20 protein-coding genes are annotated in these 24701 nt (G+C 72.1%); 7 read left to right on the top strand and 13 right to left on the bottom strand.

Going from position 1 to position 24701, the window contains the following annotated elements; all coding sequences use genetic code 11:
- Positions 1–224 precede the first annotated feature (224 nt).
- Positions 225–1121 (top strand): DUF4436 family protein, encoded by an 897-nt coding sequence (locus OG730_RS05435; protein ID WP_327303103.1) that lies wholly within the window; start codon positions 225–227, stop codon positions 1119–1121.
- A 34-nt stretch (positions 1122–1155) separates the two neighbouring features.
- Here the strand turns inward: OG730_RS05435 and OG730_RS05440 are convergent, their stop codons facing one another.
- From OG730_RS05440 to OG730_RS05460, 5 genes are read right to left on the bottom strand one after another with little or no spacing between them, the layout of a single operon-like run.
- Positions 1156–1863: an ABC transporter ATP-binding protein gene (locus tag OG730_RS05440; protein ID WP_327303104.1), complete on the bottom strand. Its 708-nt coding sequence runs from the start codon at positions 1861–1863 to the stop codon at positions 1156–1158.
- On the bottom strand, positions 1860–2606 hold the full coding sequence (locus OG730_RS05445; RefSeq protein ID WP_327303105.1) for an ABC transporter ATP-binding protein: 747 nt from the start codon (positions 2604–2606) through the stop codon (positions 1860–1862). The genes OG730_RS05440 and OG730_RS05445 overlap by 4 nt, the downstream gene beginning before the upstream one ends.
- On the bottom strand, positions 2603–3595 hold the full coding sequence (locus OG730_RS05450; protein ID WP_327303106.1) for a branched-chain amino acid ABC transporter permease: 993 nt from the start codon (positions 3593–3595) through the stop codon (positions 2603–2605). Before OG730_RS05450 ends, OG730_RS05445 begins: the two co-directional genes overlap by 4 nt.
- Positions 3592–4470 carry a branched-chain amino acid ABC transporter permease gene (locus tag OG730_RS05455; protein WP_327303107.1) on the bottom strand — a complete coding sequence of 293 codons (879 nt, stop codon included), beginning with the start codon at positions 4468–4470 and terminating at the stop codon, positions 3592–3594. Before OG730_RS05455 ends, OG730_RS05450 begins: the two co-directional genes overlap by 4 nt.
- Before the next feature lie 13 nt (positions 4471–4483).
- On the bottom strand, positions 4484–5656 hold the full coding sequence (locus tag OG730_RS05460; protein WP_327303108.1) for an ABC transporter substrate-binding protein: 1173 nt from the start codon (positions 5654–5656) through the stop codon (positions 4484–4486).
- Between the two features lie 310 nt (positions 5657–5966).
- Here OG730_RS05460 and OG730_RS05465 point away from each other — a divergent pair, with 310 nt between their 5' ends.
- From OG730_RS05465 to OG730_RS05475, 3 genes are all read left to right on the top strand, one after another.
- Positions 5967–7613 (top strand): carboxylesterase/lipase family protein, encoded by a 1647-nt coding sequence (locus OG730_RS05465; protein ID WP_327303109.1) that lies wholly within the window; start codon positions 5967–5969, stop codon positions 7611–7613.
- A 225-nt stretch (positions 7614–7838) separates the two neighbouring features.
- Positions 7839–8579, top strand: a complete 741-nt coding sequence (locus OG730_RS05470; RefSeq protein WP_327303110.1) for a cyclodityrosine synthase — start codon at positions 7839–7841, stop codon at positions 8577–8579.
- The gene (locus OG730_RS05475) at positions 8569–9753 is read left to right on the top strand and encodes a cytochrome P450 (protein WP_327303111.1); all 1185 of its coding nucleotides are present in this window, start codon (positions 8569–8571) and stop codon (positions 9751–9753) included. The genes OG730_RS05470 and OG730_RS05475 overlap by 11 nt, the downstream gene beginning before the upstream one ends.
- A gap of 27 nt (positions 9754–9780) precedes the next feature.
- Here OG730_RS05475 and OG730_RS05480 read toward each other — a convergent pair whose 3' ends face one another.
- From OG730_RS05480 to OG730_RS05505, 6 genes are all read right to left on the bottom strand, one after another.
- A complete protein-coding gene (locus tag OG730_RS05480) occupies positions 9781–11544 on the bottom strand; it encodes a glycoside hydrolase family 35 protein (protein ID WP_327303112.1) in 1764 nt (587 codons plus the stop codon).
- 57 nt (positions 11545–11601) lie between these two features.
- Complete coding sequence (locus OG730_RS05485; RefSeq protein ID WP_327303113.1) at positions 11602–13554, bottom strand: glycoside hydrolase family 5 protein; 1953 nt, start codon at positions 13552–13554, stop codon at positions 11602–11604.
- Positions 13555–13675: 121 nt separating this feature from the next.
- Complete coding sequence (locus tag OG730_RS05490; protein WP_327303114.1) at positions 13676–14521, bottom strand: carbohydrate ABC transporter permease; 846 nt, start codon at positions 14519–14521, stop codon at positions 13676–13678.
- A gap of 7 nt (positions 14522–14528) precedes the next feature.
- On the bottom strand, positions 14529–15572 hold the full coding sequence (locus tag OG730_RS05495) for a carbohydrate ABC transporter permease (RefSeq protein ID WP_327303115.1): 1044 nt from the start codon (positions 15570–15572) through the stop codon (positions 14529–14531).
- Positions 15572–16849, bottom strand: a complete 1278-nt coding sequence (locus OG730_RS05500) for an ABC transporter substrate-binding protein (RefSeq protein WP_327303116.1) — start codon at positions 16847–16849, stop codon at positions 15572–15574. Before OG730_RS05500 ends, OG730_RS05495 begins: the two co-directional genes overlap by 1 nt.
- 157 nt (positions 16850–17006) lie before the next feature.
- Positions 17007–18191, bottom strand: a complete 1185-nt coding sequence (locus OG730_RS05505) for an ROK family protein (protein ID WP_327303117.1) — start codon at positions 18189–18191, stop codon at positions 17007–17009.
- A gap of 119 nt (positions 18192–18310) precedes the next feature.
- Here OG730_RS05505 and OG730_RS05510 point away from each other — a divergent pair, with 119 nt between their 5' ends.
- Positions 18311–20494 (top strand): alpha-galactosidase, encoded by a 2184-nt coding sequence (locus OG730_RS05510; RefSeq protein WP_327303118.1) that lies wholly within the window; start codon positions 18311–18313, stop codon positions 20492–20494.
- A gap of 65 nt (positions 20495–20559) precedes the next feature.
- Positions 20560–21411: an alkaline phosphatase family protein gene (locus tag OG730_RS05515; protein ID WP_327303119.1), complete on the top strand. Its 852-nt coding sequence runs from the start codon at positions 20560–20562 to the stop codon at positions 21409–21411.
- Positions 21412–21453: 42 nt separating this feature from the next.
- On the opposite strand, the gene galK is transcribed toward OG730_RS05515, so the two are convergent.
- Entirely contained in the window at positions 21454–22605 is a 1152-nt protein-coding gene (gene galK, locus OG730_RS05520; protein WP_327303120.1) for a galactokinase, read from the bottom strand.
- Positions 22602–23675, bottom strand: a complete 1074-nt coding sequence (galT, locus tag OG730_RS05525) for a galactose-1-phosphate uridylyltransferase (RefSeq protein WP_327303121.1) — start codon at positions 23673–23675, stop codon at positions 22602–22604. Before galT ends, galK begins: the two co-directional genes overlap by 4 nt.
- A gap of 127 nt (positions 23676–23802) precedes the next feature.
- Between galT and OG730_RS05530 the strand changes: the two genes are divergently transcribed.
- Positions 23803–24615 carry a DeoR/GlpR family DNA-binding transcription regulator gene (locus tag OG730_RS05530; protein ID WP_327303122.1) on the top strand — a complete coding sequence of 271 codons (813 nt, stop codon included), beginning with the start codon at positions 23803–23805 and terminating at the stop codon, positions 24613–24615.
- Positions 24616–24701 lie beyond the last annotated feature (86 nt).

The raw sequence follows: 24701 nt of genomic DNA on the forward strand, positions 1-24701 counted from the left end.
TCCCACCGGGCGATACCCCGGCGATCCGGGCGGAACGCACATATTCACGATAACGGGTGCTCTGAGGGCGCACAACGATGGGAGCCTCCGGCTCCGATCGGCGGCGACACGCTCGGCCGGATGCGGTGGATCTCCGGCCCGGTCGGCGAGGATCGCACCGCGGCCGCCGCCCCGGCCGGACGAGCCCCTCCCCGCTCCCCCTCCCCCCTCTCGCCGGAGTCACCATGGCCCCCACGGCCCCACCCCCGGACCCCGCCCGCCCACGCCGCTCCGGGGCGTCGATGCTGCCCGTCCTGCTTCCCATCGCGTTCCTGATCCTGGCCGCGGTGGCCGTGGGATCGTGGCTGCAGTTCCACGAGCGGCAGGTGATCGACACGGTCCACACGGTCGGCTCCACGGCTCGCGACCGGGTGGACGTGCAGGCCTCCGTCCAACGCGTCGACGCCTCGGCCAGAGAACTGGTCCTCCGGGTCCGGGTCATCCCGCGCGGGGCCCTCGGTGAGGAGGGCGGCGCCGCTCCGGTGGCCGATCTGGGCCTCCAGACCTCCGAGGCGACCCTCGGTGACCTGGAGTTCAAGGCGCACGAGCGGATCACGACCAAGGATCTCCAGGTCGCGGTCACGGACGGATCGATCGGCGACTACCCGTTCGACTCCTACGTGACCGACATCGGCTTCTGGGCACAACTCGGCGGGAAGGAGGTGCCGGTGCGGCTGCTGTTCTCCAACAACGACACGCTCTTCTCCGTCTCCGCGACACCCACGGGCTCCAGCCAAGAGGCCCTCGTGGGGGTGAAGTTGTCCCGATCGGCCAGCCTGCTCGTCTTCACCTCCTTCATGATGATCGTGATGTGGGCGCTGGCGGCGTCCGTGCTGCTGGCGACCTGGTACCTGACGACGCGCCGCCAGGGCCTGGTCTGGCCGGCCCTCGGGTGGATGGCCGCCACCCTCTTCGCCCTGTCGGCGTTCCGCAACACCGCTCCCGGCACGCCCCCGATCGGCTGCGTGCTGGACTGGTTCGCCTTCCTGTGGGCCGAGACCATCATCGCCCTCTGCCTGATCACCGTGGTCGTCACCGGCGTCCGCACCGCCCTCCGGGAAGACGACGCCCCCCGGGCCTAAGACGTCTCCTTCGGGTCCTGCCGGGCCCGCGGGGTCAGTCGATGCCCAGCAGGCGGCGCAGGTCCTCGGGGTGGGAGGCGCATGCCGCGCCGGTGGACCGGTGGACGATGACTCCCTTGCGCATGACCGCCACGGCCTGGGCGACGGAGAGGGCGAGGCCCAGGTTCTGTTCGACGAGGATCACCGACATGCCCTGCGCGCTCACCTCGCGGATCACCTCGCCCACCTGGGAGACGATCGCCGGGGCGAGGCCGTCGGAGGGCTCGTCGAGGAGCAGGAGGCGCGGATTGCCGAGGAGGGCCCGGGCGATCGCGAGCGTCTGCTGTTCCCCGCCGGAGAGCTGGTCGCCCCGGTGCCCGAGCCGTTCGCCCAGCCGTGGCAGCAGGTCCAGGACGCGGGCCCTGTTCCAGGGGCCGGGCGCCGGGCGCCGTGTGGCGATCGTCAGGTGTTCGTCCACGGTCAGCGGGGCGAACACCCGGCGGCCCTGGGGAACGACCCCGACGCCGGCCCGGGCGATGACGTCGACACGGGCTCCGGCCAGTTCCCGTCCGTCGAGGAGGACGCTGCCCCCGTAGGGGCGGAGGAGTCCCATCACGGTCGAGATGAGGGTGGTCTTCCCGACCCCGTTCCGGCCGAGGAGGGCGAGGGTCCCGCCCTCCTCGAGGTCCAGGTCTACACCGTCGAGGACGACGCCCCCGGCGTAGCCGGAGCGCAGCCCGCGCATGCGGAAGAGCGGGTTCACGGGGTGACCTCCATGCTGGTGCCCAGGTAGGCGGTCCGGACCTCGGCGGAGGCGCGCACCTCGTCCGGGGAGCCGGTCTTCAGGTGTCTGCCGAGGTGCATGACCGTCACCGTGTCGGCTAGTTCGAAGACCATGTCGAGGTCGTGTTCGATGAGGAGCACGGTGATCTCCCCGGGCAGGGCGGCGATCAGTTCGGTGAGCCGCGCCGTCTCCGCCGGCGACATGCCGGCGGCCGGTTCGTCCAGGAGGAGCAGTCGGGGTTCGGTCCCGAGCGCCACGGCGACCTCCAGCTGGCGCCGCTCCCCGTGCGAGAGGGCGGCGGCCATGAGGTCGTGCCGGGCGGGCAGACCCACCCGGTCGAGCAGTTCGCGCGCCCGCGCGATCGCCGCGTCGCGGGAGCCGGACCGGGTGTGGGGCCTTCGGTTCACCGCGAGCAGTACGTTCTCCAGCACCGTCTCGCGCAGGAAGAGACTGGAGTGCTGGAACGTGGCCGCCACCCCGAGTCCGACCCGGCGGTGCACGGGCAGCCGGGTCACGTCCCGTCCGTCGACGAGGATGGTTCCGGCGGTGGTCCGCAGGGTGCCGGAGATCAGGCCGAAGAGCGTGGACTTGCCCGCGCCGTTCGGGCCGATGATCGCGTGCCGGGCTCCCGGACGCACCGTCAGATCGACCTCGTCCAAGGCCCGGAAGGAGCCGAAGTGCCGGGACACCCGGCGCAGTTGAAGTACATCGTGAGCTGTCACGCCGTCCTCTTCCGGGTGAGCCTGTGCGGGATCCGTACGCCGGCCAGCCCTCGGGGCAGCGCGTAGACGGCGATGACGAAGAGCAGTCCGAGCAGCAGCGGACCGCGGCCCGCGATGGCTTCGAGGTTGCCGAGGTAGTCGCGGGTGAGCCAGACCAGCGCGGCGCCGGCGCAGGCCCCCCACATCGAGCCGGACCCTCCGATGACCACGGCCAGCAGGGCCAGCGCGGCGATCTCGAAGCCCGCGTCGCCGGGCGAGACGAACCGCTGGACCGAGACCCACAGGGCCCCGGCGACTCCGGCCAGCGCCCCGGCGCCGCTGTAGACGGCCAGGGCGTACCGCTGGGTGGGGTAGCCGATCGCCCGCATGCGGGGCTCGTTGTCGCGGATGCCGCGCAGGGCGAGGGCGAACGAGGTCGAGCCCAGGCGGGAGAGCGCCGCGAAGAGCGGCAGGAACACGGCCAGGACGTAGAAGTAGACCAGCCCGTCGAGTTCCAGGGCGGGCATGCCCGGCAGCGGTACGACGGGAGGAATGCCCGACATCCCGTCGGTGCCGTTCGTGACGGACTTCCAGTTGACGGCGGCGCTGTAGACGATCTCCCCGATGGCCAGCGTGAGCATCAGGAAGACCACGCCCCGGGCTCGTACGGCGAGCCAGCCGGTCCCGGCCGCCACCAGGGCTGAGACGCCCGCGGCGACGAGGAGTTGGAGCGGTCCGATGTCGGTGATCCGCGTCGCCACGATCGCCGCCGTGTAGGCGCCGACACCGAAGTAGGCGGACTGGCCGAGGGTCGGCAGACCGGTCAGGCCGGTGAGGAGGTTCACGCTGAGCGCGAGGAGGGCGAACACCAGGATCCGCGACAGGGTGCCGACGGCGTACGGGCCGAGCACGAAGGGGGCCAGGGCGAGGGCGAGGGCGACCAGGGCCGCCGGCAGCCGGCGGGTGGCGGGGAGGGCGGTTGCGGGGCCGGCGGTTGCGGAGGGACTCATGCGCGGACCGCCGGTGCTACGAGGCCCTGCGGGCGGACCACGAGGACGAGGAGCATGGTGCCGAAGAGGAGGAAGGGGGCGTACTCCGGGAGCAGCGCCACCCCGAGCGTCTGCACCTGGCCGATCAGGAGCGCTCCGGCGAGCGCGCCGCGCACCGATCCGAGGCCTCCCACGACCACGACGACGAGGGAGAGCACGAGCACGGTCTCGTCGACGCCCGGCCCGGGGCCGAGGATGGGGGCCCCGAGGACTCCGCCGGCCGTCGCCAGGGCGGCGCCGGCCGCGAAGACCCCGTAGAGCACTTTGCGGATGTCGACGCCGAGTGCGCGGACCATGTCCCGGTCGGCGACGGTGGCCCGGACGAGGGCTCCGAGCGAGCTGCGCTCGAAGACGAGGTACACCAGGAGCGCGAGGCCGGCCGCGACGGCGATGAACACCAGCCGGTAGACCGGGTAGGAGTGGCCGAGGAGGCCGACCGTCCCGCGCAGGGCCGTGGGCGGGTCGGTGGGCAGGACGTCTCCGCCGAAGGCGGCGGCGAGGAGGTCCGCCACGATGAAGGTGATGCCGAGCGTCAGCACGGCTTGGTCCAGGTGCCCGCGGTGGGCCAGGGGCTGGGTGAGGAAGGTCAGCGCGGCCCCGCCCGCGGTGCCCACCAGGACGCCCGCCAGCAGCGCGAGGAGGAGACCCGTCACGGTCCCGTCGGACAGGGCGTAGGCGACGTAGGCCCCGGCGAGGTAGAGGGTGCCGTGCGCGAGGTTGAGCACGTCCATCATGCCGAAGACCAGGGAGAGTCCGACCGCGATCGTGAAGAGCAGCAGACCGAAGGCGACCCCGTCGACGACGCTGACGAAGTTGCCGTCCAGCCATCGGGACATGTCGGCCGCCATGTCAGCCGCCCAGTCTGACGAGCTCGGAACTCACGGTGTTGGCGCCCTGCTTGACCTCGCGCAGGTACCAGGGCTGGACGGGGGTACCGCCGCCGTTGAACCGCCAGGTGCCGCGCGGGCTGTCGATGTCCCCGACCTGGGCGATGGCCTTGTTGACCGACTCCGAAGTCACCGTGGAACCGGCTGCCTTGACCGCTTTGTCGAGGACCTGCGCCGCGTCCCATGACGCCATCGCGTAGGTGGTCGGGGCCGAACCGTAGGCGGCCGTGTAGGCCGGTGCGAACTCCTTGTTGGCGGCATTGTCCAGGTCGGCGCTGTAGTTGAGTGCCGTGAGGATGCCGTCGGCCGCGTCTCCCTGCCCCTTGAGCACGCCGCCCTCGGTGAGGAACCCGGGCGCGTAGAGCGGGATCTTGTCTGCCAGTCCGAAGTCCCGGTACTGCTTGACGAAGTCGACGGCCGCACCGCCGGCGTAGAAGCAGAAGACGGCCCTCGCACCGGACTTCTCGATCTGCGCGAGGTACGGCTGGAAGTTCTTGGTCCCCGGGAACGGCGTGTAGACCTCCCGCCCCGCCACCTTGCCGCCCGCCGGGAGGAAGGTGGACTTGAAGCCCTCCACCTCGTCCTTGCCCGCCTGGTATCCCGCGGCGATCAGGAAGACGGGGCCGCCCGCCCGTTCGGCCACGTACGTGCCGAGCGCCTTGCCCGGCTCGTCGTTGACGTACGAGGTGCGCCAGATGTACTCGGTCCCGGTCAGTGTCGTGGGCGAGGCGTTCGAGCCGACGAGCGGGACCTTGCCGGTCTCGAAGAGGTCCTTGACCCCGTTGATGGTGGCCGAGCTGACCACTCCGCTGACCGCGATCACCCGGTCCTGCTTGACCAGCTTCTCGGCCGCGGCCTTGCCCGAGTCGGCCGTCTCCCCCTCGTCCGCGACCACGATCTCCACCTCGCGGCCGCCGAGCTTGCCGCCGTGCCGCGCGACGTAGAGCTCGAAGCCCTGCTTCATGTCGTCGCCCAGCGCCTTGTAGGTCCCCGACCGCGGGACGAGGAGCCCGATCTTCACGGGCCCGCTCCGCTCGTCCTCGCCGGTCCCGAGGCTCGCACCACCACATGCCGTGGCCAGCAGGAGCGCCGTCGATGCGGCGACCAGACCAACGGGACGAATACGACCTGCCATGGGAACTCCGTACGTAGTCAACCAGCCCTGACGGGGCGGATGTTGCTGATGAGGGTCGCCTTGGGGAGTCCCAGGCGCAGAGGATCCGGCACAGAGGGTCCGGGGCTCGGGGACGGCCCGGCCTCCGGTCGAAGTGACACGTGTCTATCGCGCATTTGTGACGCTCGTCAAGACTGCGCGAGATATGTGACGACAGCTGCCCGCCACCCCTTGACCCGTACACCGTGCATCGAGCAATACTGACCCTCGTCAAATTGCCGCTATAGCAATTCCGGCGACGGGCACACGATCAGTCAGGGAGTGAAGCACCATGACCGACGATCCCTCACGGCGCAAAGTCCTCAAGAACAGCGGGGCGTTGACGGGCGCCGCACTGCTCTCCGGGGTGGCGGGCGGGCACGCGGCCCAGGCCGCCCCGCGCACGACCCCGTCCACCCAGCCCCCACCCGTCGTGGTCCTGCCCTCGGGCCGGCTGCTCGGGAGCGCCGAAGGGGGGCTCGCCGTGTTCAAGGGCGTGCCCTACGCGGCGCCGCCGGTCGGCGCACTCCGCTGGCGGGCGGCCCGGCCCCACCCCGGCTGGCAGGGCACGCACGACGCGACCGCCTTCGGCCCGAGCGCCCCGCAGCCCTACCGGGAGGGCGGCGACCAGGTGCTCGGCACCCACGGCTCGCCGCCCTTCGGCGAGGACTGCCTCACGCTCAACGTCTGGACTCCCGCAACCGACGACGCCAAACGGCCGGTCCTGGTGTGGATCCACGGCGGCGGCTTCATCTCCGGATCCGGCTCGATGCCGAACTACTCCGGCGAGACCTTCGCGCGCGACGGCGACCTCGTCGTCGTGACCGTCAACTACCGCCTCGGACCGCTTGGTTACCTCTACTTCGGCGAGGACGGCGCCGGCGGGAACTTCTGGCTCACCGACCAGCTCGCCGCCCTGCGCTGGGTACGCGAGAACATCGCCTCGTTCGGCGGCGACCCCGACGACATCACCCTCGCCGGCCAGTCGGGCGGCGCGCTGTCGGTCGCGGCGCTGGCCGGCGCCCGCGGCGCCGGACGACCGGGTCGCCCGCCGTTCCGGCGCGCCATCCTGCAGAGCCCCCCGCTCGGGCTGAAGATCCCCACCCGGGCCGAATCCCTGGAGCGCACCGCCGCCTTCCTGGACATCCTGGGGGCCGCGAACGTGACGGAACTGCGGGCCGCGCCCTGGCAGCGCCTGATCGCCGCCACCTTCGAGATGTTCGGGCGCACCGGACGGTGGGGCTACTGGTCGACCCCGTTCCTGCCGGTGCTCGACGACATCACCCTGGACCGCGACCCCGGCGAGCTGCTGCTCGGCGGAGCCGGGGCGGACATCGACGTCCTGATCGGCTGGACCAGGGAGGAGGCCAACTTCGCCTTCGGGCTGAGCGAGCCGTACGCCGCCGCGACCAGGGAGCAGGTGGTCGCCCGGGCACGGGACACCTTCGGGGCCCGCGCCGAACAGGCCTACACCGCCTACGAGGAGGCCCGGCCGGGCGCCCGCCCCGTGGACGTACTGATGGATCTGATCACCGACGATCTGTTCCGCATGCCCGCCGTCGAACTGGCCGAACGGCGGGCGGCCCGCGGACGTCCCGTCTGGGCGTACCAGTTCAACCTGCCGACGCCCGCGCACGGCGGCCGGCTCGCGGCCGCGCACTGCCTGGAACTGCCCTTCGCCTTCGACAACTTCGACAAGTGGTCGCAGGCGCCGTTCCTGGCGGGGCTGAACCCCAGGGTCCGCGACGGGCTCGCCTCGACGATGCACGCGGCCTGGATCTCCTTCATCCGCACGGGCGTTCCCCACCACGGCGCCATGCCGCGATGGGGCCGCTACGACCAGGACTCCCGCACGACGATGGCCCTCGACTCCGTCACCAGTGCCGTCGGCGACCTGGCGGGCCACTGGCGGCGCCTGCACCATCCCGAAGGGCGGTAACCGGTCACTCTCGGGGGTCACCTCCGAGCGGCAGGTGACCTCCCGCAGGCGCCGCGGCCCCGGGGCGGCGAGCGCTCTTCCAGGGGCCGCAGGCCCGCCACCTGCTCGTAGCCCCGGGCAACCGTGCTGTCCAGCAGGTGAGTTACTGGCCGGAAGGAGTAGGACGGTGCGCGCACGTCCGGTACCTTTCCGTCACGTCGCCGCCACACCAGGGCACAGGGCCCCATGGGACTTGCGGCGCGAAGGACCCGACACCTGTTGACGACATTGACCGAAGTCTTCACAGTCCGGCCGTACACCCCCCACTGCCAGGTAATCAATGCCGAAGGCGATCACGCCGTGATCGGCATCTCACCCGGAAACAGCTACTTCTCCGCCCAGCGCGTTCTCGACCTCGCCCAGTGGGGCATGCGTCATTTCGCGCAGGTCGATCTCATCTACACCGACCTGCACGTGGCCGAGATGTACGAGGCGCTCGGCTACGACGCCGACGAAGCCCGGCGCAAGGCGGTCAAGAACCTGCGGGGCGTCCGCGCCAAGGTCAACAACGCCGCGGCGGAGGCCGACCCCAGCGGCGAGCGTCTGCGTGCGCGGCCCATGTCGGCCCTCACGGACATTCCCGCGTACCGCGCGCTCCACGCCCACCTGTACAACCTGCTCGACACCGACCCGGAGTTCCGCAGGACCTGCAATTCCCTGGTCGATTCCTTCCTCTCCTCCAAGGTGCTGGGCGGCAAGACCGCCACCACCCGGCAGCGCGAAGTCTGCCTGGAGTACGTCTGCGCCGAGGCGCCGCTCTTCCTGGACACCCCCGCGATCCTCGGGGTTCCGTCCTCCCTCAACTGCTACCACCAGCTCCTGCCGATGGCGGAACTGCTCTACTCACGCGGCTCCGGTCTGCGCGCCTCGCGCAACCAGGGACACGCCGTCATCACCCCCGCCGAAGGAGCACCCGATGTCCACTGAGACCCTTCTCGACTTCCCGTTCTCCGCGCGCGGCGACCAGCTGCCCCCCGAGGTCGAGGAGTTGCGCGACGAGCCGGTCAAGCGGGTCCGCACGATCGCCGGTGACGAAGCCTGGCTCGTCTCCTCCTACGAGCTGTGCAAGCAGGTCCTGGAAGACCCCAGGTTCAGCCTGAAGGACACCTCGGCCCCCGGGGTGCCCCGCCAGTACGCGCTGACGATCCCGCCCGAGGTCGTCAACAACATGGGCAACATCACCGGGGCCGGTCTGCGCAAGGCCGTCCTCAAGGCGATCAACCCCAAGACCGACGGCCTCACCGACTGGATGCGCGCCGAGGCCTCCACCCTCGTCGACGGCCTCCTCACCCACGGGGCCCCGGTCGACCTGCGCAGCCAGTTCACCAACCCGTACGCCGAGAACCTGCACTGCCGCATCCTCGGCATACCGCAGGCCGACGCCCCGCGCCTGGCGTCCAGCCTCGACATCGCGTTCATGAACTCGGCCTGCCCCGTCACCGGTGCCAAGCTCAACTGGGACCGGGACATGGCCTATATGGTCGAGCGCCTGGACGACCCCACCACCACCGGGCTCGTCTCCGAGCTGGCGGCCCTGCGCACGGACCCCCAGTACGCCCACCTCACCGACGAGATGCTCGCCACGGTCGGGGTCACCCTGTTCGGTGCCGGGGTCATCTCCACCATGGGCTTCCTGACGATGGCGGTCTTCTCCCTGCTCCAGAACCCGGACGTGTGGGAGCAGTTGCGGAAGTCGCCGGAGAAGATCCCCGGCGCAGTGGACGAACTCCTGCGGGTCAACCTGTCGATCGCCGACGGCCTGCCCCGTCTCGCCCTCGAAGACCTCACCCTCGGGGACGTCGAGGTGAAGAAGGGGGAGCTCCTCCTCGTCCTGGTCGAGGCCGCCAACACCGACCCGGCCGTGTTCAGCGACCCCCACGTCGTCGACATCGACCGGGAGAACGCGGCCACCCACCTCTCCTTCGGCGGCGGGCAGCACTACTGCCCCGCCACCGCGCTCGGCAAGCGGCACGCCGAGATCGCCATCGAGGTGCTCCTGGAGAAGATGCCCCGCCTCCAGCTCGCCGTGCCGGTCGACCAGCTCGTCTGGCGCACCCGGTTCATGAAGCGCCTCCCCGAGCGGCTCCCCGTCCTCTGGTAGCCGCTCGGCAGGCCGTACCTGGGCGGGTCAGTACTCGGACCCGCCCAGGTCGGGACGGTCGCGCAGCTCCACGGCGCGGGTGGCCGAGGCATGCAGTTCGAGGAGGGTGATCTCGTTGCGCCCCGCCCGGAGCACCGGGGCGGGGACGTACAGGGTGGCCTGGGCGCCGCGGGACCAATACCGGCCCAGGGCGAAGCCGTTGATCCAGACGCAGCCCTTGGTCCAGCCGGGCAGGGCGAGGAAGCTATCGGCCGGCTCCTCCACATCGGCGTACCCGCGGTGGAAGGCGGGGCCCACCGGCGGCGCGTCCGGGTCGAAGGCGCGGAAGGCCATCCCCGCGAAGCCGGCGGGATCGTCCAGGGGGAGAGCCCGGCTGGTCCATCGGTCCGGGGCCCGGCCGTTGACGAGGACGCGGCCGGCCAGTCCCTTGCGGTCGTGGATGCCCGGCCCGTAGTTGACCCTCCCCTGGTTCTCGACGAGTACGGACAGCCGGGCGCCCGGACGGGGGACGGTGAAGGCGAGGGCGTGCTCGTGGCCCTCGCGTTCGAGTACGCCGACGGGCTGTCCGTCCACGAAGACCTGCGCCCGGTCGCGGACGTCCTCGGCGTACAGGACGGCCGGGCCGCCGGCCGTCAGCGGGGTCTCGTACAGGACGAAACCGTAGCCCTGTCCGAGTTCCTCCATCGTGAGCGGCCGGTCGCCCTCGACCGGTCGGCCGAGGAGGTCGGCGTACTCCAACAGAGGTGCGCAGTCGGTCAGTTCGACGGGTCCGTGCGCCAGCTTCGGGCCGGGTGCGGGCACCGGAGCGTCGGGGACGGGGCCGTGCTTCGCGAGGACCTCCCGGAAGGCGGTGTACTTGGCCGTGGGATCGCCGGCCTCGTCCAGGAGCGCGTCGTAGTCGTACGAGGTGACCGTGGGCCGGTACGTTCCCTTGTCGTTCGCGCCGTTGGTGAAGCCGAAGTTCGTTCCGCCGTGGAACATGTAGATATTCACGGAGGCTCCGGCCGCGAGCAGCCGGTCCAGGTCGGCCGCGGCGTCCTCGGCGGCGCGCACCGCATGGGGCCCGCCCCAGTGGTCGAACCAGCCGATCCAGAACTCCGAGCACATCAGGGGCCCTTCGGGCCGGTGGGCGCGCAGCTGCGCGAGCCCGGCCTCCACCTTGCTGCCGAAGTTGACGGTGCTCAGCACTCCTTCCAGGCTGCCGCGGGCGAGGTCCGCGGGCTGGTCGCAGGTGAACAGGGGCACGTCCACACCGTGCCGGCGCAGCAGCCCGGCCAGTTCGGCGAGGTATCCGGTGTCCTGCCCGTAGGCCCCGTACTCGTTTTCGAGCTGGACGGCGAGCACCGGGCCGCCCCGGCCGCCCAGCCGGGACAGCAGGGGCGCCAGGAGCGCGCCGAGGTACTCGTCCACGGCCCGCAGGAAGCGCGGGTCGCTGCTGCGCAGCGCGATGCCCTCCTCGGCGAGGAGCCACGGGGGCAGGCCGCCGCCCTCCCATTCCGCGCAGATGTACGGGCCCGGGCGCAGCAGGACGTACAGGCCCTCGGCAGCGGCGAGGTCGAGGAAGCGGGGCAGGTCGAGGCCTCCGTCGAGGCGGAACTCCCCGCGCCGCGGGGCGTGGAGGTTCCACGGGACGTAGGTCTCGACCGTGTTGAGCCCCAGCAGCCGGGCCTTGTGGAGCCGGTCGGCCCATTGCTCCGGATGGACGCGGAAGTAGTGCAGTGCACCGGAGACGATGCGGAACGGCCGGTCGTCGAGACGGAAGCCGTCTGCGGCGATCTCCAGTCGGGGCATGCCGTGCGCTCCTGGGGAAGGGAGAAGGGAAGGTGGAGGGGAGGGGAAGGGGGCGGATTACTTCAGCGGGCGGCACAGCAGGGCGTCGGGGACCCCGCCGTGGTTCCACTTCCAGGTGTAGGCGACGCCCGCGAGGTACTCGGTGTCGGCGCACTGGCCCTTGTAGTTGCCGGGTGCCCAGTCGCTGGCGTTCGAGCCGCCAGTGGCGGGGCGGTTGTCCCCGCGGTCGAACCAGAGGGTGCGGCCGGTGGCGGGCAGGCTCGCGGCGGCGGGGGCGCACAGCAGCGCCGACATGGCGTTGCCACGGACGGCGTAGCCGACGGCGAAGGTCTGCGCGGGGCACTGGAGCTTGTTGTATCCGGCCGCCCAGTCGCCTGCGGTGACGTACCGCTCGTCCGTGACGACGGTCCAGGATCCGGTGGCCTTCGCCGGGCCGCCCGCGTCGGTGCACAGGCCCCGGCTGCTGCTGCGGCCGAGGCCGGTCAGCCGCTGGGAGTCGGGGCAGTTGCCCTTGCGGTTGCCCGGGGACCAGTCGGGCTTGGCGAGCATGGTCGCGGAGACGTCGTAGTCGGCGTGGTCGAGGTCGAGCATGTTCCAGTGGTCGACCTGGGCGACCGGACCGGTGCGGCCGGGGGTGGAGACCAGCCGGTTCCAGTCGTCCGCGCGCCAGTCCCCGCCGTCCCCGATGCCCTGGCGGGCACCGTTCGCGGCGTAGGAGAGCAAGGCCCAGTTGTCCATCGGGGCGCCGTCGGCGCCGGTCCAGCCGACGAGCGGCCAGATCGCGAAGTCGGTGTCGTTGGCCACGAGGATGTCGGTGAAGCGGTGCAGCCAGGCCTGTTCCTTGGCGTCGTTGGAGCCGCGGCCGCCGGCGCCGAACTCGCTGATCCATACCGGGGCGGTGAAGTGCTGCCCCTCCTGGGTGACGAACAGCGCCTGGGAGTTCACCACTTGGGCGAGCTGCTCGGGGGTGAAGTCCTGGTAGCGGGGGTCGTTCGTGGAGCCGGGGCCGCTACCGGCTCCGGTGTTGGCCGGTCCGGTGTAGCCGTAGAAGTGGGCGGCGTAGACGAGCTTGCCCGAGGTGATCAGCGTGTGGGAGAGGTTGGCCACCGGCGTCAGCATGGGCCGCCCGTGCGGAAGGCCGGCGAGCGGGATTCCGTACCAGTTGATGCCCTCCATGACGACCAGCATGTCGGGCGCCGCCCGCAGGATCCGGTTCCCGGCCTCCTCGAAGGCGGCGTAGGCGTCGTGGCTGTCGTACCAGCCCCAGTTGGGGTCGTCCCAGGTGTCGCGGCGCACCTCGTTGCGCAGGTCGGCCCCCACCACCCGCTTGTCCGCCTTGTAGCGGTTCACCATGAACACCCAGTCGTCCACCCACTGCTGGGTGCTCTGGCTGCTGTTCCAGCGCTCGTTGCCGTCCAGTCCGCAGCAGAAGCGGGAGGTGGTGGTGTGGTTGTTGAGGATGACCGCGAACCCGTCGGCGGTGAGCGCCGCGATGACGGCGTCGAGCACCTGCAGCGGAGTCTTGCCCTTCAGCTGCGGGTTGGCGGCGACCGCCGCGTCCGGGACGGGCTTGGTGTCGTGGACGAGCGCGTTGGAGAACGGCAGCCGGATGCTGTTGAGGCCCAGGCCGTGGAAGTCGGCCAGGATGGCGGCCACCGGTGCCCGGTCCAGGCCCAGGGGCATGTCGTGGGCCGATATCCCGTGCATGTGGCTGGCGGGATCGTTGATGTCCCCGCTGCCGGTCCATGTCCCTTGAGCTCCGGCCCAGTTGCCCGCTCTGAGCTTGAAGCGGTTACCCGCGGCGTCGACGATCCAGCGGCCCCGGGTGCTGAGCGGCGCGGTCCACGAGGCGGCCAGCTCGGGGCCGGTCAGGACCTCGGGCGCGGCCGGGGCGCCGGCCGCGGCGGGAACGGCGGCCGTCGCACCGGCCGCGGTGGTGGTGGCGAGGAGCAGCGCGGACAGCACGGCGAGTGCCGAGGCCGCGCGTCGGAGCAGTGGTGTGCCTGTCACGTTGGATCCTTCGGAGAGGGAGGATGTACCGTGCCGTGCCGTGGTCTCTGTGCGGTGGAGCCCTGTGCTGTGGCGCCGTGGTGCCGTGGTGCCGTCGCGCTCCGTGCCGTGCCCTTGCCGTCTAGCCCTTGAGGCCGCTGGTGGCGATGCCCGCCACGATGTAGCGCTGGGCGACCAGGAACATGACGACCAGGGGGACGATCGTCACGACGGCTCCGGCGAACAGGCCGGGCAGGTTGATGGTCTGCGAGGTGAGGAACGTCGACAGGGCGATCTGCGCCGTCCAGGCCGACGGGTCCTGTCCGATGACCAGGGGCCACAGGAAGGAGTTCCAGCTGTCGATGAACGCCAGTGCGCCCAGCGAGGCGAGCATCGCGCCCGAGTTGGGCAGGGCGATCCGGCGGTAGAGGCCGAACCAGCCGAGCCCGTCCAGTCGTCCGGCCTCTTCGATCTCGGCCGGGAACTGGAGGTAGAAGTTGCGGAACAGCAGGACGGCGAAGGGGTTGAACAGGCCGGGCGCGATGATGCCCCACAGCGTGTTCACCCCGCCGAGGGAGCCGACCACCACGAAGGTCGGCACGAAGGTCACCGAGCCGGGAATCATCAGGGTGGCGACCACCAGGGCCAGGAGGACACCGCGTCCCCGTACCGGGATCCGGGCGAAGGCGTAGCCGGCGGCGGAGGCCAGGAGGGTGGAGACGGGGGCCGTGATGAGGGCGATCACGGTGGAGTTCCCGAGCGCCCGGCCCATGGACAGGGTCGGGTCGTCGAAGAGCGCGGTGAAGTTCTCGAAGTGCGCCGTTGACGGCCACCAGGTCCAGTGCGGCGACGTGATGCCCCGGGCGTCCATCAGGGAGCCGCGCAGCATCAGGTAGAAGGGCGTCAGGAAGGCCGTCGTCAGCAGGCCCACCAGCAGTCCGCGCGCGCCGAGGCCCAGCGCTGCGGACAGTCTCGCCGCGGTCTTCACGGGCGGCTCACCCCTCGCTCCTGCCGAATCCGGTGAAGCGCCCCTGGATCAGGGTCACTCCGACGATGAGCGCGGTGAGTACGAAGGCTCCGGCCGATCCCATTCCGTAGTCCTGGCTTCCCATCGCGGTGTTGTAGAGGTAGCCCAGCGGGGTCTGGACGGGGGCGCCGCCGGTGCCGGAGAGCCCGCTGTTGAAGAGGTTGTAGAACTCGTCGAAGGCCTGGAAGGCGGCGATGAAGAGGAGCATCAGCACCGCGACGGAGGTGCCGCGCAGCATCGGCAGCGTGATCCGGCGCAGCAGCCGCAGGCCGGTCGCGCCGTCCAGTGCCGCGGCCTCGTAGAGCTCCTTGGGGATGCTCTGGAGGCCGGCCAGGAAGAGCACCATGTAGAAGCCGACCTGGAGCCAGAGGCGCAGGGTGACCAGGACGATCCAGTACAGCGGCGGGGTGGTGGTCTGCAGCCAGGGGACGGGTTCCATGCCGAACCAGCCGCCGAGGGTGTTGGCGATGCCGCCCGGGAGCCCGTTGAACAGGCACATCTTCCACAGGAGCGAGGCGGCCACGTAGGACACGGCCGCCGGGATGAGGAAGACGGTGCGCAGTACCGCACGCCCCCGCCGGATCCGGTGCACCAGCAGGGCGAGCCCGAGGGAGGCGGCGAAGGTGACCGGCACGATGAAGGCGGTGAACCAGAGGATCTGGGTCAGGGAGCCGCGGAAGGTCCCGTCGGAGAGCAGGGCCCGGTAGTTGTCCAGCCCCACCCAGCGGGTGGGAGCGATGGTGCCGCGCGCGTCGCTCAGGCTGAGCAGGAAGCTCCAGCCGATGGCGACGTACTTGAAGACGCCGAGGCCGATCAGGATCGGAGCGGTGAGCAGCGCGAAGGCGATCCGGCCGGAGCGGCCCGCGCCGGAGCGGCCCGCGCCCGGGCGGCCCGTGCCCGAGCGGCCCGTGCCCGAGCGGCCGGCGCGGGCCGCCCCCGCGGTGGACCGCCCGGACGGTCCGGGCGGTCCCGGCCGCCCGGACCGCCGTGTGGTCTGCGGTGCGGAGAGCATCAGCCGCGCTGCTTGTCGATGGCGGCCTGGGCCTGCTTCACCGCGTCCGCCAAGACCTCCGCGGGGACCCCCTGCCCGCCGACGATCTTCGCGGCGGCTCCCGTGAAGGCGGAGCTGACGGCGGTGTCCCAGGTGCCCGGGTTGGACTTGCCGTACGTGGCGGCCAGTTCCACGGCCTCCTTGGCGGCTCCGTCGGTGAGCTTCGCGGCCCCGGCCGCCACGGACTTGCGGGGCGGTACGTGGAACCCGTAGCTCTCGGCCCAGTCCTTCTGCAGGTCCGCCTGCCGGATCCACAGCCACTGGACGAACGTCTTCGCGGCGTCGGCGTTCTTGCTCTTGGCGTTCACGCAGCTGGTCCACCCGCCGACGCGCACGACGGGGGTGCCGCCGGCCTTGAAGGCGGGCCACGGCAGGACGCCGAAGTCCTCGCCGAGGGCGGTCTTGACGGCCGGCATCGCCCACAGGCCGCACCACTGCATGGGGACGACGTTCTGGGTGAGGGCGGACGGGTCCCACCAGTCGGTGGTGAATCCGAGGAGCAGGGACTTGTCCTCGTGCAGACGCCGCAGGCCATTCAAGGCCTCCAGCGCCTGCGGGGAGCCGAAGGCCACCTTGCCGTCGGTCACCAGGTCGCCGCCGTTCGAGCGGACGGCGAGGATCGGGCTGTCGCCCAGGCCGTCGTTGCCGAGGAACAGGCCCTTGCCGGACTTGGTGGTGAGGGCCTTGGCCGCCGCGGCCAGTTCGTCGAAGGTGGTGGGCGGGGTGATGCCGGCCTTGGCCAGCACGCTCTTGCGGAAGTACAGCATCATGACGTCGTCGATCATCTTGACGCCGTAGAGCTTGCCGTCGACGCCCACGCCGGCGACGGCGTTGTCGTTGAAGTCCGACCGCTCACCGCCGTAGAGCTCGTCGAGGGCGGCGATCTGGCCCCGGCGGGCCAGGCTTTCGCTGAAGTCGCCGATCTCGAAGACGTCCGGGGCCGCGTCGGTGAGCAGGGTCGCGTTGAGCTTGCCGGAGTAGTCGCCCGGGACCCAGGTGACCTTGACGGCTATGTCCGGGTGCGCCTTGGTGAAGGCGGTCGCGTAGCGCAGCGCGGCCTGCTGCGTGCCGGCCTCGCCGTACGCGTGGTACCAGACGTTCAGGGTGGTCTTCGCCCCGGAGGCGGCACCCGCGTTCGGGTCGGTGGAGCAGGCGGTGGTCACCACCGCTCCCGCGGCGATCAGCAGTGATCCGCCGAGAAAACGCCGTCGGCTAAGCTCGGTTCTGTGCGCGCTCATGTCGCATCCTTCCGTGAGGGTAGGCGGGATGTGGGTGTGTCCGGCGCGGTCGGTGCCCTCCATCAGTGCTTGCCGGCAGTGAGGGGCACCGGCCGGGTGGGCCGGGTGAGGTACCAGTGGTGCTCGGTGAGGTACCAGTGGTGCTCGGTTGGTGCGGTTACGGGAGCGCCGCCGCGGCCGTGCTCGGCGGGAACAGTGCCTGGACCGCCACCGCGGCTGCTCCACGGGCCCACTCCTCCCAGGGGAGCGGGCGCAGGGACAGGGGGCATTTGACCGCGGCCCCGAAGGCGTGGGCCGCGTAGGCGTCCTTGATGTGCTGTCCGAACAGGTCGTAGGTGCCCGCTCCCTCGCCGCTGACCACGACGCGTTCCGGGCCCACGAGGTTGACCAGGGTGGCGATGCCGACGCCGATCGCGCGGCCAGCCCGGGCGAAGGCGCCCCGTGCCACGGGGTCCCCGTCGCGGGCCAGTTCCACGGCGCGGTCGAAGGCGAGGTCGGGCACCCCGGTCCCGCGGCGGACCGCTTCGAGGATCGCTCCGGTCGAGGCGATGGCCTCGACGCAGCCGACCGCGCCGCAGCGGCAGCGCGGGCCGGCCGGGTCCACGCAGACGTGCCCCAGTTCCCCGGCCACGCCGTAGGCGCCGGTGACCAGTTGCCCGTTGACCACGAGCGCGGAGCCGATCCCCGCGCCGATCGTGACCAGCGCGAAGTAGCCGGTGCCGACCCCCTCCCCGAACCAGTGCTCGGCGATGGTCAGCGCCTTGACGTCGTTCTCGACGGTGACCGTCAGACCGGTGGTACCGGCGACGATCTCCGCGAGCGGTACGTCGCGCCAGCCGAGGCGGCCCGAGAAGCGGACCCGGCCGCCGCCGCGGTCCACGTCCCCCGAGACCGCGATGCCGAGGTGCCGGGTGCGGTCGCGGAACGCGGGCTCCGCGTCCAGCAGTTCGTCGACCAGTTCGGTCAACAAGCCTGCGATGGAGGAGGGTTCGTGACTGCCGATGGTTCGTTCGGCCGTGGCCCGGACCCGGGCCCGCAGGTCGCACACCACGCCGAACAGCCGGTCGTCACTGATCTTCACTCCGACGAAGAACTCCCGGTCCGGGGTGACCGCCAACGGGTTGACCGGTCGGCCGGCCCCGGGAGCGGTGCGCTCCGGCGGGAGTTCGTACAGGTACCCGTCGTCGATGAGCGGCCTCGCGGCCTTGGTGATGGCCGTCGAGGAGAGCCCGGTCCGGCGCGCGAGCTCCACCCGGCTGAGGGGACCCTCGGCCAGGAGCAGGGCGAGGACCGCCGTTTCGGCCGGTGCGGAGACCAGGGGCAGCTGTTGGTTTCGAAACACGGGTGCAACGTAGAGCAAATAAATAACTTCGTCCAGTATTGATTTCAACCCCGGGTCCGACCTAGCCTCTGGCCAACTCTCTGCCCGTACACGGGCCTTCGACCTCAGGGGACCCCTTCGTGCCTGCCGCGCTCCCGCTCGTCACCTTCGACTCCGGCTCCGGCCTCGCCGTGCTCCGCACGCCGAACAGCGTGTACGCGCTGCGCACCGGCCCGGACGGCAGCCCGCGACACCTCTACTGGGGCGCGCCGCTCGACACGGCCGCCCTGGCCCTGCTGCCGGAGGCCGCCTCCCCCGCCGCGAGCAGCTTCGAGGCCGGGGCCGCGGCGGACGAACTGGCTCCGCAGACCGGGGCGCGGTTCGGTCCGGCCGGTCTCCAGGTCCGGTTCGCCGACGGAACCAGCGGGGCCCAGTGGGAGTTCGCCGGACACCGCGTCGACGGCGGCGAGTTGCGGCTGTTCCTCAACGACCGCCGCTACCCCCTACGCGCGGAGCTCTGTTACCGCGTCCGGCCGGGCAGTGACGTCGTCGAGCGGTGGGTGGAGCTCGCGCACACCGGAGCCGAGGCCGGGACCGGGGTCGAAGCCGAGGCCGGAGCCGAGGCCGGAGCCGGAGCCGAGGCCGGCGCCGAGGCCGGTCCTGTCACCGTCGAACGGCTGGACTCCGCCTCCTGGACGGCCCCGGCCCTCGCCGACTACCGGCTCAGCCACCTCACCGGCGGCTGGAACAGCGAGTTCCAGCTGCACCGCGACCGGCTCCCGGTCACCGAGACCGTCCTGACCAGCCGCCGCGGGCTCACCGGCCACCACGCCAGTCCCTGGCTCGCCCTCGACGACGGCACGGCCTCCGAGGAGCACGGCGAGGTGTGGAGCACCGCCCTGGCCTGGAGCGGCAGTTGGCGCATCACCCTGCACCGCGACGCGGTGGGCCGCACCACTTGGACGGGAGGGTTCGGCCACGAGGGACTGCGCTGGACCCTGCGACCGGGGACCGGCCTGCGCACCCCCGTGTTCGCCGGGCTCTACACCCCGCGCGGCTTCGGCGCGGCCAGCCGGGCCTGGCACGGCTACGTCGCGGACCACGTGCTGCCGGAACCCGGACGGGAGCGGCCCGTGCTCTACAACTCCTGGGAGGCCACGGGCTTCGACGTCGAGCAGGCCGGCCAGATCAAGCTGGCCCGGCTGGCCGCCGGACTCGGCGCCGAGCTGTTCGTCCTGGACGACGGCTGGTTCGGCGCACGGCGCGACGACCGGGCCGGGCTGGGCGACTGGACCCCGCGCCCCGACGCCTTCCCCGACGGGCTACGCCCCCTCGCCGACGAGGTCCACCGCCTGGGCATGGCCTTCGGCCTGTGGGTGGAACCCGAAATGGTCAACCGGGACAGCGAGTTGTACCGCGCCCATCCGGACTGGGTTCTCCACTCCCCCACCCGGGAGGCGACCGAGCTGCGCCATCAGCTGGTGCTGAACTTCGCCCGGCCCGAGGTCGAGGCCTGGGCCCACCGGACCCTGGACCGCCTCGTACGCGACCACCGGGTGGACTGGCTCAAGTGGGACGCCAACCGCGCCTTCACCGAGGCCGGCTGGGAGGGGAACCCCGATCCCGACCGGCTCTGGATCGACCACACCCGGGCCGTCTACCGCGTCATGGACCGGCTGCGCGCCCGCCACCCCGGCCTGCGCATCGAGGCCTGCGCGGGCGGGGGCGGGCGCGCCGACCTGGGCATCCTGGCCCGCACCGACCAGGCGTGGACCTCCGACAACACCGACCCCGTCGACCGGATCGCGATCCAGGACGGCTTCAGCCAGCTCTTTCCGGCCCGGACCATGGCCGCATGGGTCACCGACAGCCCCAACCCGGCCACCGGCCGGAGCACTCCGCTGCGCTTCCGCTTCCACGTCGCCATGTCCGGTGCGCTCGGCCTGGGCGGGGACCTGACGGGCTGGTCCGCCGAGGAACTCGACGAGGCCGCCGCGCTCGTGGCCCAGTACAAGCTCATCCGCCCCCTGGTCCAGTACGGGATCCAGCACCGCGTCAAGGGCGGGGACGGGGTGACGGCCGTCCACTACGCCGCCGGGGACGGCGGGGAGCACGCCGTGCTCGCCTGGCGGCCCACGACCCGCTTCGGGCACCGGCCCGCGCCCCTCAAGCTGCCCGCACTCGACCCCGGCGCCCACTACCTGGACCCGGACCGGGACCAGGTGCACAGCGGCGCCGTCCTGGTCCACCGCGGCATCGAACTCTCGCTGCCCGCCGGGGACTACGCGAGCCGGCTGATCCGGCTGCGCCGCATCACCCCCTGAGCCCCGTGTACGGGCCGCCCGTACACGGAGAACCGCACCCACTCACAGACACCTTGGACCGGACTATGCACACTCAACACGTTCTGGTCGTCGGCATCGACGGCGTTCGGCTCGACCTGCTGCCGCAGCTGGACACCCCCCACCTGGACGAGATAGCGGACGCGGGCTTCCTCGCCCCCGTCGAGATCGACGAGACCACGCCCACGATGTCCGGACCCTGCTGGTCCACCATCGCCACCGGGGTCACCGTCGCCAAGCACGGGGTGTGGGGCAACCGGCTCGACGGCAACCGACTCGACGTCTTCCCCGACTTCACCACCCGCCTGGCACTCGAATGCGGGCGGCGGACCTTCGCGGCCGGCGGCTGGGCCCCCTTGTTCCTCGCCCAGCAGGGCGGGCCGCTCTTCACCGCCCCCAGCCGGCTGAGCTACATCGCCCCGCGCGCGGACACGCCGGAGGCCTGGGAGGAGGCCGACGAGGCCGTGACCGCCGAAGCGGCGCACGTGCTGGGCTCCGGGGAGGAGCTCCACGCCTCCTTCGTCTACCTCGGCGCCGTCGACGAGACCGCCCATTTCCTGGGCTGCGGCGAGGAGTACCGCCGCTCGATCGAGACGGCGGACCAGCGCCTGGGCCGCCTGGTCAAGGCCGTGCGCGACCGGCCGGGCCACCCCGGGGAGCAGTGGACGGTCATCGTGGTGACCGACCACGGGCACCGGGACGAGGGGGGCCACGGGGGCCGCAGCGAACTGGAGCGCACCGCCTGGGTCGCCGCGTGCGGGCCCGGTCTGGCAGCCGGCGTGACCCCGCCGGTGGTCCGGCACACCGATGTCGCCGCCCATGTCTACGCGGCCCTGGGCATCGGCCTGGACGGCCACTGGACCCTGGACGGCGCACCCTTCACCAGCTTCACCGCCTGACCGGGCGGGCTTCCGGGGGCGGGGCTCCGGCCCCGCCCCCGGTCACAGCCGTCGGGCGCCGGCCGCCGGGGTGACGGTGAGGAGCCGCGGGAAACGGTGGCCGGCCGCGCCGAAGGCCGCCGTGACGCTGTCGCCCACCGCGTTCTCGCGCCCCGCCTCCACCAGCGCGATGACGGAGCCGCCGAAGCCGCCTCCCGTCATCCGGGCGCCGAGGGCCCCGGCGCCGAGCGCGGCGGTCACCGCCAGGTCGGTCTCCGGACAGGAGACCCGGTAGTCGTCGCGGAGCGACGCGTGACCGGCCGTCAGGATCGGGCCCAGGGCGGCCGCGTCGCCCTCGCGGAGCCGGGCCACGGCCTCGGCGACCCGGCCGTTCTCGGTCACCACGTGACGGACCAACGGGACGAGTTCCTCGGGGAGTTCCTCCAGGGCCCCCGCGAGGTCCCGGGCGGGCAGGTCCCGCAGGGCGCGCAGGCCGAGCAGCCCGGCCGCCCGTTCACAGCCCGCGCGCAGGGCCGCGTACGCCCCGTCTCCCAGGTCGTGGGAGACCCGGGTGTCGATCACGAGCAGTCCGAGCCCCTGCCCCGGGAGGTCGAGGGGGACTCGCCGGTGGCTCTCCGGGGTGCGGGCGTCGAGGTGGAGGGCGGCCCCGGTGGTACAGCACACGGAGGCCATCTGGTCCATGATCCCGCAGGGCACTCCGGCGAAGGCGTTCTCCGCCCGCTGGGCGATCCGGGCCAGTTCGGGCCCGGGCAGCCGCAGTCCGTACAGCTCGTCGTAGGCGACGGCGACCGCGCACTCCAGGGCGGCGGAGGAGGAGAGCCCCGCGCCGGTGGGCACGGTGCTGTCGAAGTGCAGGTCCGCGCCGCCGACCGGGTGTCCGGCCCCGGCGAGGGCCCAGACCACACCGGCCGGGTACGCGGCCCAGCCCGGCACGGCTCCCGGGGCCAGGTCGGCCACGGCCAGTTCGGTGATCCGGCCGTCGCCCTGCGCGCTGTGCAGCAGCAGCCGGCCGTCCGTACGGGCGCGGGCGGCGAGCAGGGTGGTCTGCGGGAGGGCGATGGGGAGGGCGAACCCGTCGTTGTAGTCGGTGTGTTCACCGATCAGGTTGACCCGGCCGGGCGCCGCCCAGACCCCGTCGGGGGAACCGCCGAAGAGCTTCGCGAAGGTGCCCGCTGCCTGTGCGGTCCGGTTCACGCGAGGGCCTCCCGCAGTCGTCGCGCGGCCGTCTCGGGGGCCACGTCGTTGATGAAGGCTTCCGTCCCGGACTCCGTCCCGGCGAGGAACTTGAGCTTGTCGGGGGTCCTGCGGATGGTGAACAGCTCCAGGTGCAGGGCGAGTTCCCCGCCATCGGTGCGGGGCGCCTGGTGCCACGCGGAGATGTACGGGGTGGGGGCGGCCTCCCGCCGCGCATCCGCATCGGCCTCCGCCTCCACCTCCGGTACGGGGAACAGCCGGTCGAAGCGGCGGAGCAGGTCGAGGTAGATCCCGGGGAACTCGGCCCGCTCCGCTTCGGTGAGGCGGGTCAGGTCGGGGACCCGGCGGTGGGGGTAGAGGTGGACCTCGTACGGCCAGCGGGCGGCGTAGGGCACGAAGGCGGTCCAGTGCTCCCCGGCCGTCACGACCCGGTCGGTGGCGGCGCGGGCCCCGGAAACGAGGTCCTCGAAGAGGTTGCGGCCGGTGGCGGCGCGGTGCGCCCGCGCGGCGGCGGTCATCTTGGCGGTGCGCGGCGTGACGAAGGGGAAGGCGTAGATCTGCCCGTGCGGGTGGGCGAGGGTCACGCCGATCTCGGCTCCGCGGTTCTCGAAGCAGTACACCTGCTCGACACCGGGGAGGGCGGAGAGTTCCGCGGTGCGGTCGGTCCAGGCGTCCAGGACCAGCCGGGCCGCGGCCGGGGTGAGGTCGGCGAAACCGGCGTCGTGGTCGGGGGTGAAGCAGACGACTTCGCAGCGCCCGGCCCCGCCCGCGAGGGAGGGGAAGCGGTTCTCGAAGACGGCGACCTCGTAGTCGGCGGCGGGGATCTCGCTAAGCCGGCCGTCCCGGGAGGGGCAGAGCGGGCATTCGCCGGCGGGCGGGTGGTAGGTCCGGTTCTGGCGGTGGGAGGCGATGGTGATCCAGTCACCGGTGGCCTCGTCCCGCCGCAGTTCCGGCCTGCTGTCCACGGGATCCAGTGGGCGCAGGTCGGGCGCGTCGCGCACGGCACCTTCGTCGGTGTCGAAGTAGATCAGTTCGCGGCCGTCCGCGAGTTTCGCGAGGGTCTTCTTCACCTACCGAGAATAAACACTCTCGAACATTTTCCACCAGCCCACGCCGAGGTTTCCCCCAGACTTAAACAACATTGCCGTGTTATCTTGCTGCCTTCTGACCGGTTTCGCCGATTCCCGGGAGCGACCCGTGGCCGAGCAGGCTGCCCAACTGGCCCACCAGCGACGCGCGCTGATCCTGGACTCGGTCCGGCGCGAGGGCGCGGTGCGGGTGGCGGACCTGGTCGGGCAGCTCGGCGTCTCGGACATGACCGTCCGCCGGGACCTGGACGCCCTCGCCCGGCAAGGGCTCGTGGAGAAGGTCCACGGCGGAGCCGTCGCCCCGGCCGGGGCGAGCGCGCACGAGCCCGGGTTCGAGGCCAAGTCGGACCTGGAGGGCGACGCCAAGGCCGCCATCGCGGACACGGCCGCGACCCTGGTGGAACCGGGCAGCGTGATCGCCGTATCGGGCGGCACCACCGCGCACGCGGTCGCGGCCCGGCTCCTCGGCATCCCGCGGCTCACCATCGTCACCAACTCCCTCCCGGTGGCGGAACTGGTGTGGGCCGAAGGCCGGGAGCGCGGCGCCGGCGCCCCCACCCTGCTGCTCACCGGCGGCTCGCCCACGCCCTCGGCCGCCCTGGTCGGGCCGCTCGCCGACCTGACGATCGGCTCCCTCCACGTGGACCTGCTCTTCCTCGGCGCGCACGGGGTGGCGCAGGGCGCCGGCCTGACCACCCCCAACCTCATGGAGGCCCAGACCAACCGCGCCCTGGTCGCCTCGGCGCGCCGGGTCGCGGTCGTGGCGGACCACAGCAAGTGGGGGGTGGTGGGGCTCAGCGGCTTCGCGGCGCTCCGCCAGGCCGACTGGTTCGTCACCGATGCCGGTCTGCCCGCGCCCGCCCGCGCCGCGCTCGCGGAGGAAGTGGGCGAACTCCTCGTCGCGGGCGAGGAGCGGCCCTGAGAGTCCGCGGGACAGCCCCCGGGAACCGCCCGGGGCGGGCGGCCGGAGCCCCGGATCAGAACCCGGATTCAGGCCCCGGATCAGGC

It is taken from the genome of Streptomyces sp. NBC_01298, assembly GCF_035978755.1.
In the GTDB taxonomy this organism is placed as follows: Bacteria; Actinomycetota; Actinomycetes; order Streptomycetales; family Streptomycetaceae; genus Streptomyces.

Excerpts from the sequence above, each read along its gene's own strand:
- OG730_RS05515 (WP_327303119.1), top strand. The coding sequence starts at position 20,560 with ATGCACACTCAACACGTTCTGGTCGTCGGCATCGACGGCGTTCGGCTC.
- OG730_RS05450 (WP_327303106.1), bottom strand. The coding sequence starts at position 3,595 with ATGAGTCCCTCCGCAACCGCCGGCCCCGCAACCGCCCTCCCCGCCACC.
- OG730_RS05500 (WP_327303116.1), bottom strand. The coding sequence starts at position 16,849 with ATGAGCGCGCACAGAACCGAGCTTAGCCGACGGCGTTTTCTCGGCGGA.
- OG730_RS05455 (WP_327303107.1), bottom strand. The coding sequence starts at position 4,470 with ATGTCCCGATGGCTGGACGGCAACTTCGTCAGCGTCGTCGACGGGGTC.
- OG730_RS05495 (WP_327303115.1), bottom strand. The coding sequence starts at position 15,572 with ATGCTCTCCGCACCGCAGACCACACGGCGGTCCGGGCGGCCGGGACCG.
- OG730_RS05465 (WP_327303109.1), top strand. The coding sequence starts at position 5,967 with ATGACCGACGATCCCTCACGGCGCAAAGTCCTCAAGAACAGCGGGGCG.
- OG730_RS05470 (WP_327303110.1), top strand. The coding sequence starts at position 7,839 with ATGGGACTTGCGGCGCGAAGGACCCGACACCTGTTGACGACATTGACC.
- OG730_RS05460 (WP_327303108.1), bottom strand. The coding sequence starts at position 5,656 with ATGGCAGGTCGTATTCGTCCCGTTGGTCTGGTCGCCGCATCGACGGCG.
- OG730_RS05480 (WP_327303112.1), bottom strand. The coding sequence starts at position 11,544 with ATGCCCCGACTGGAGATCGCCGCAGACGGCTTCCGTCTCGACGACCGG.
- OG730_RS05475 (WP_327303111.1), top strand. The coding sequence starts at position 8,569 with ATGTCCACTGAGACCCTTCTCGACTTCCCGTTCTCCGCGCGCGGCGAC.
- OG730_RS05435 (WP_327303103.1), top strand. The coding sequence starts at position 225 with ATGGCCCCCACGGCCCCACCCCCGGACCCCGCCCGCCCACGCCGCTCC.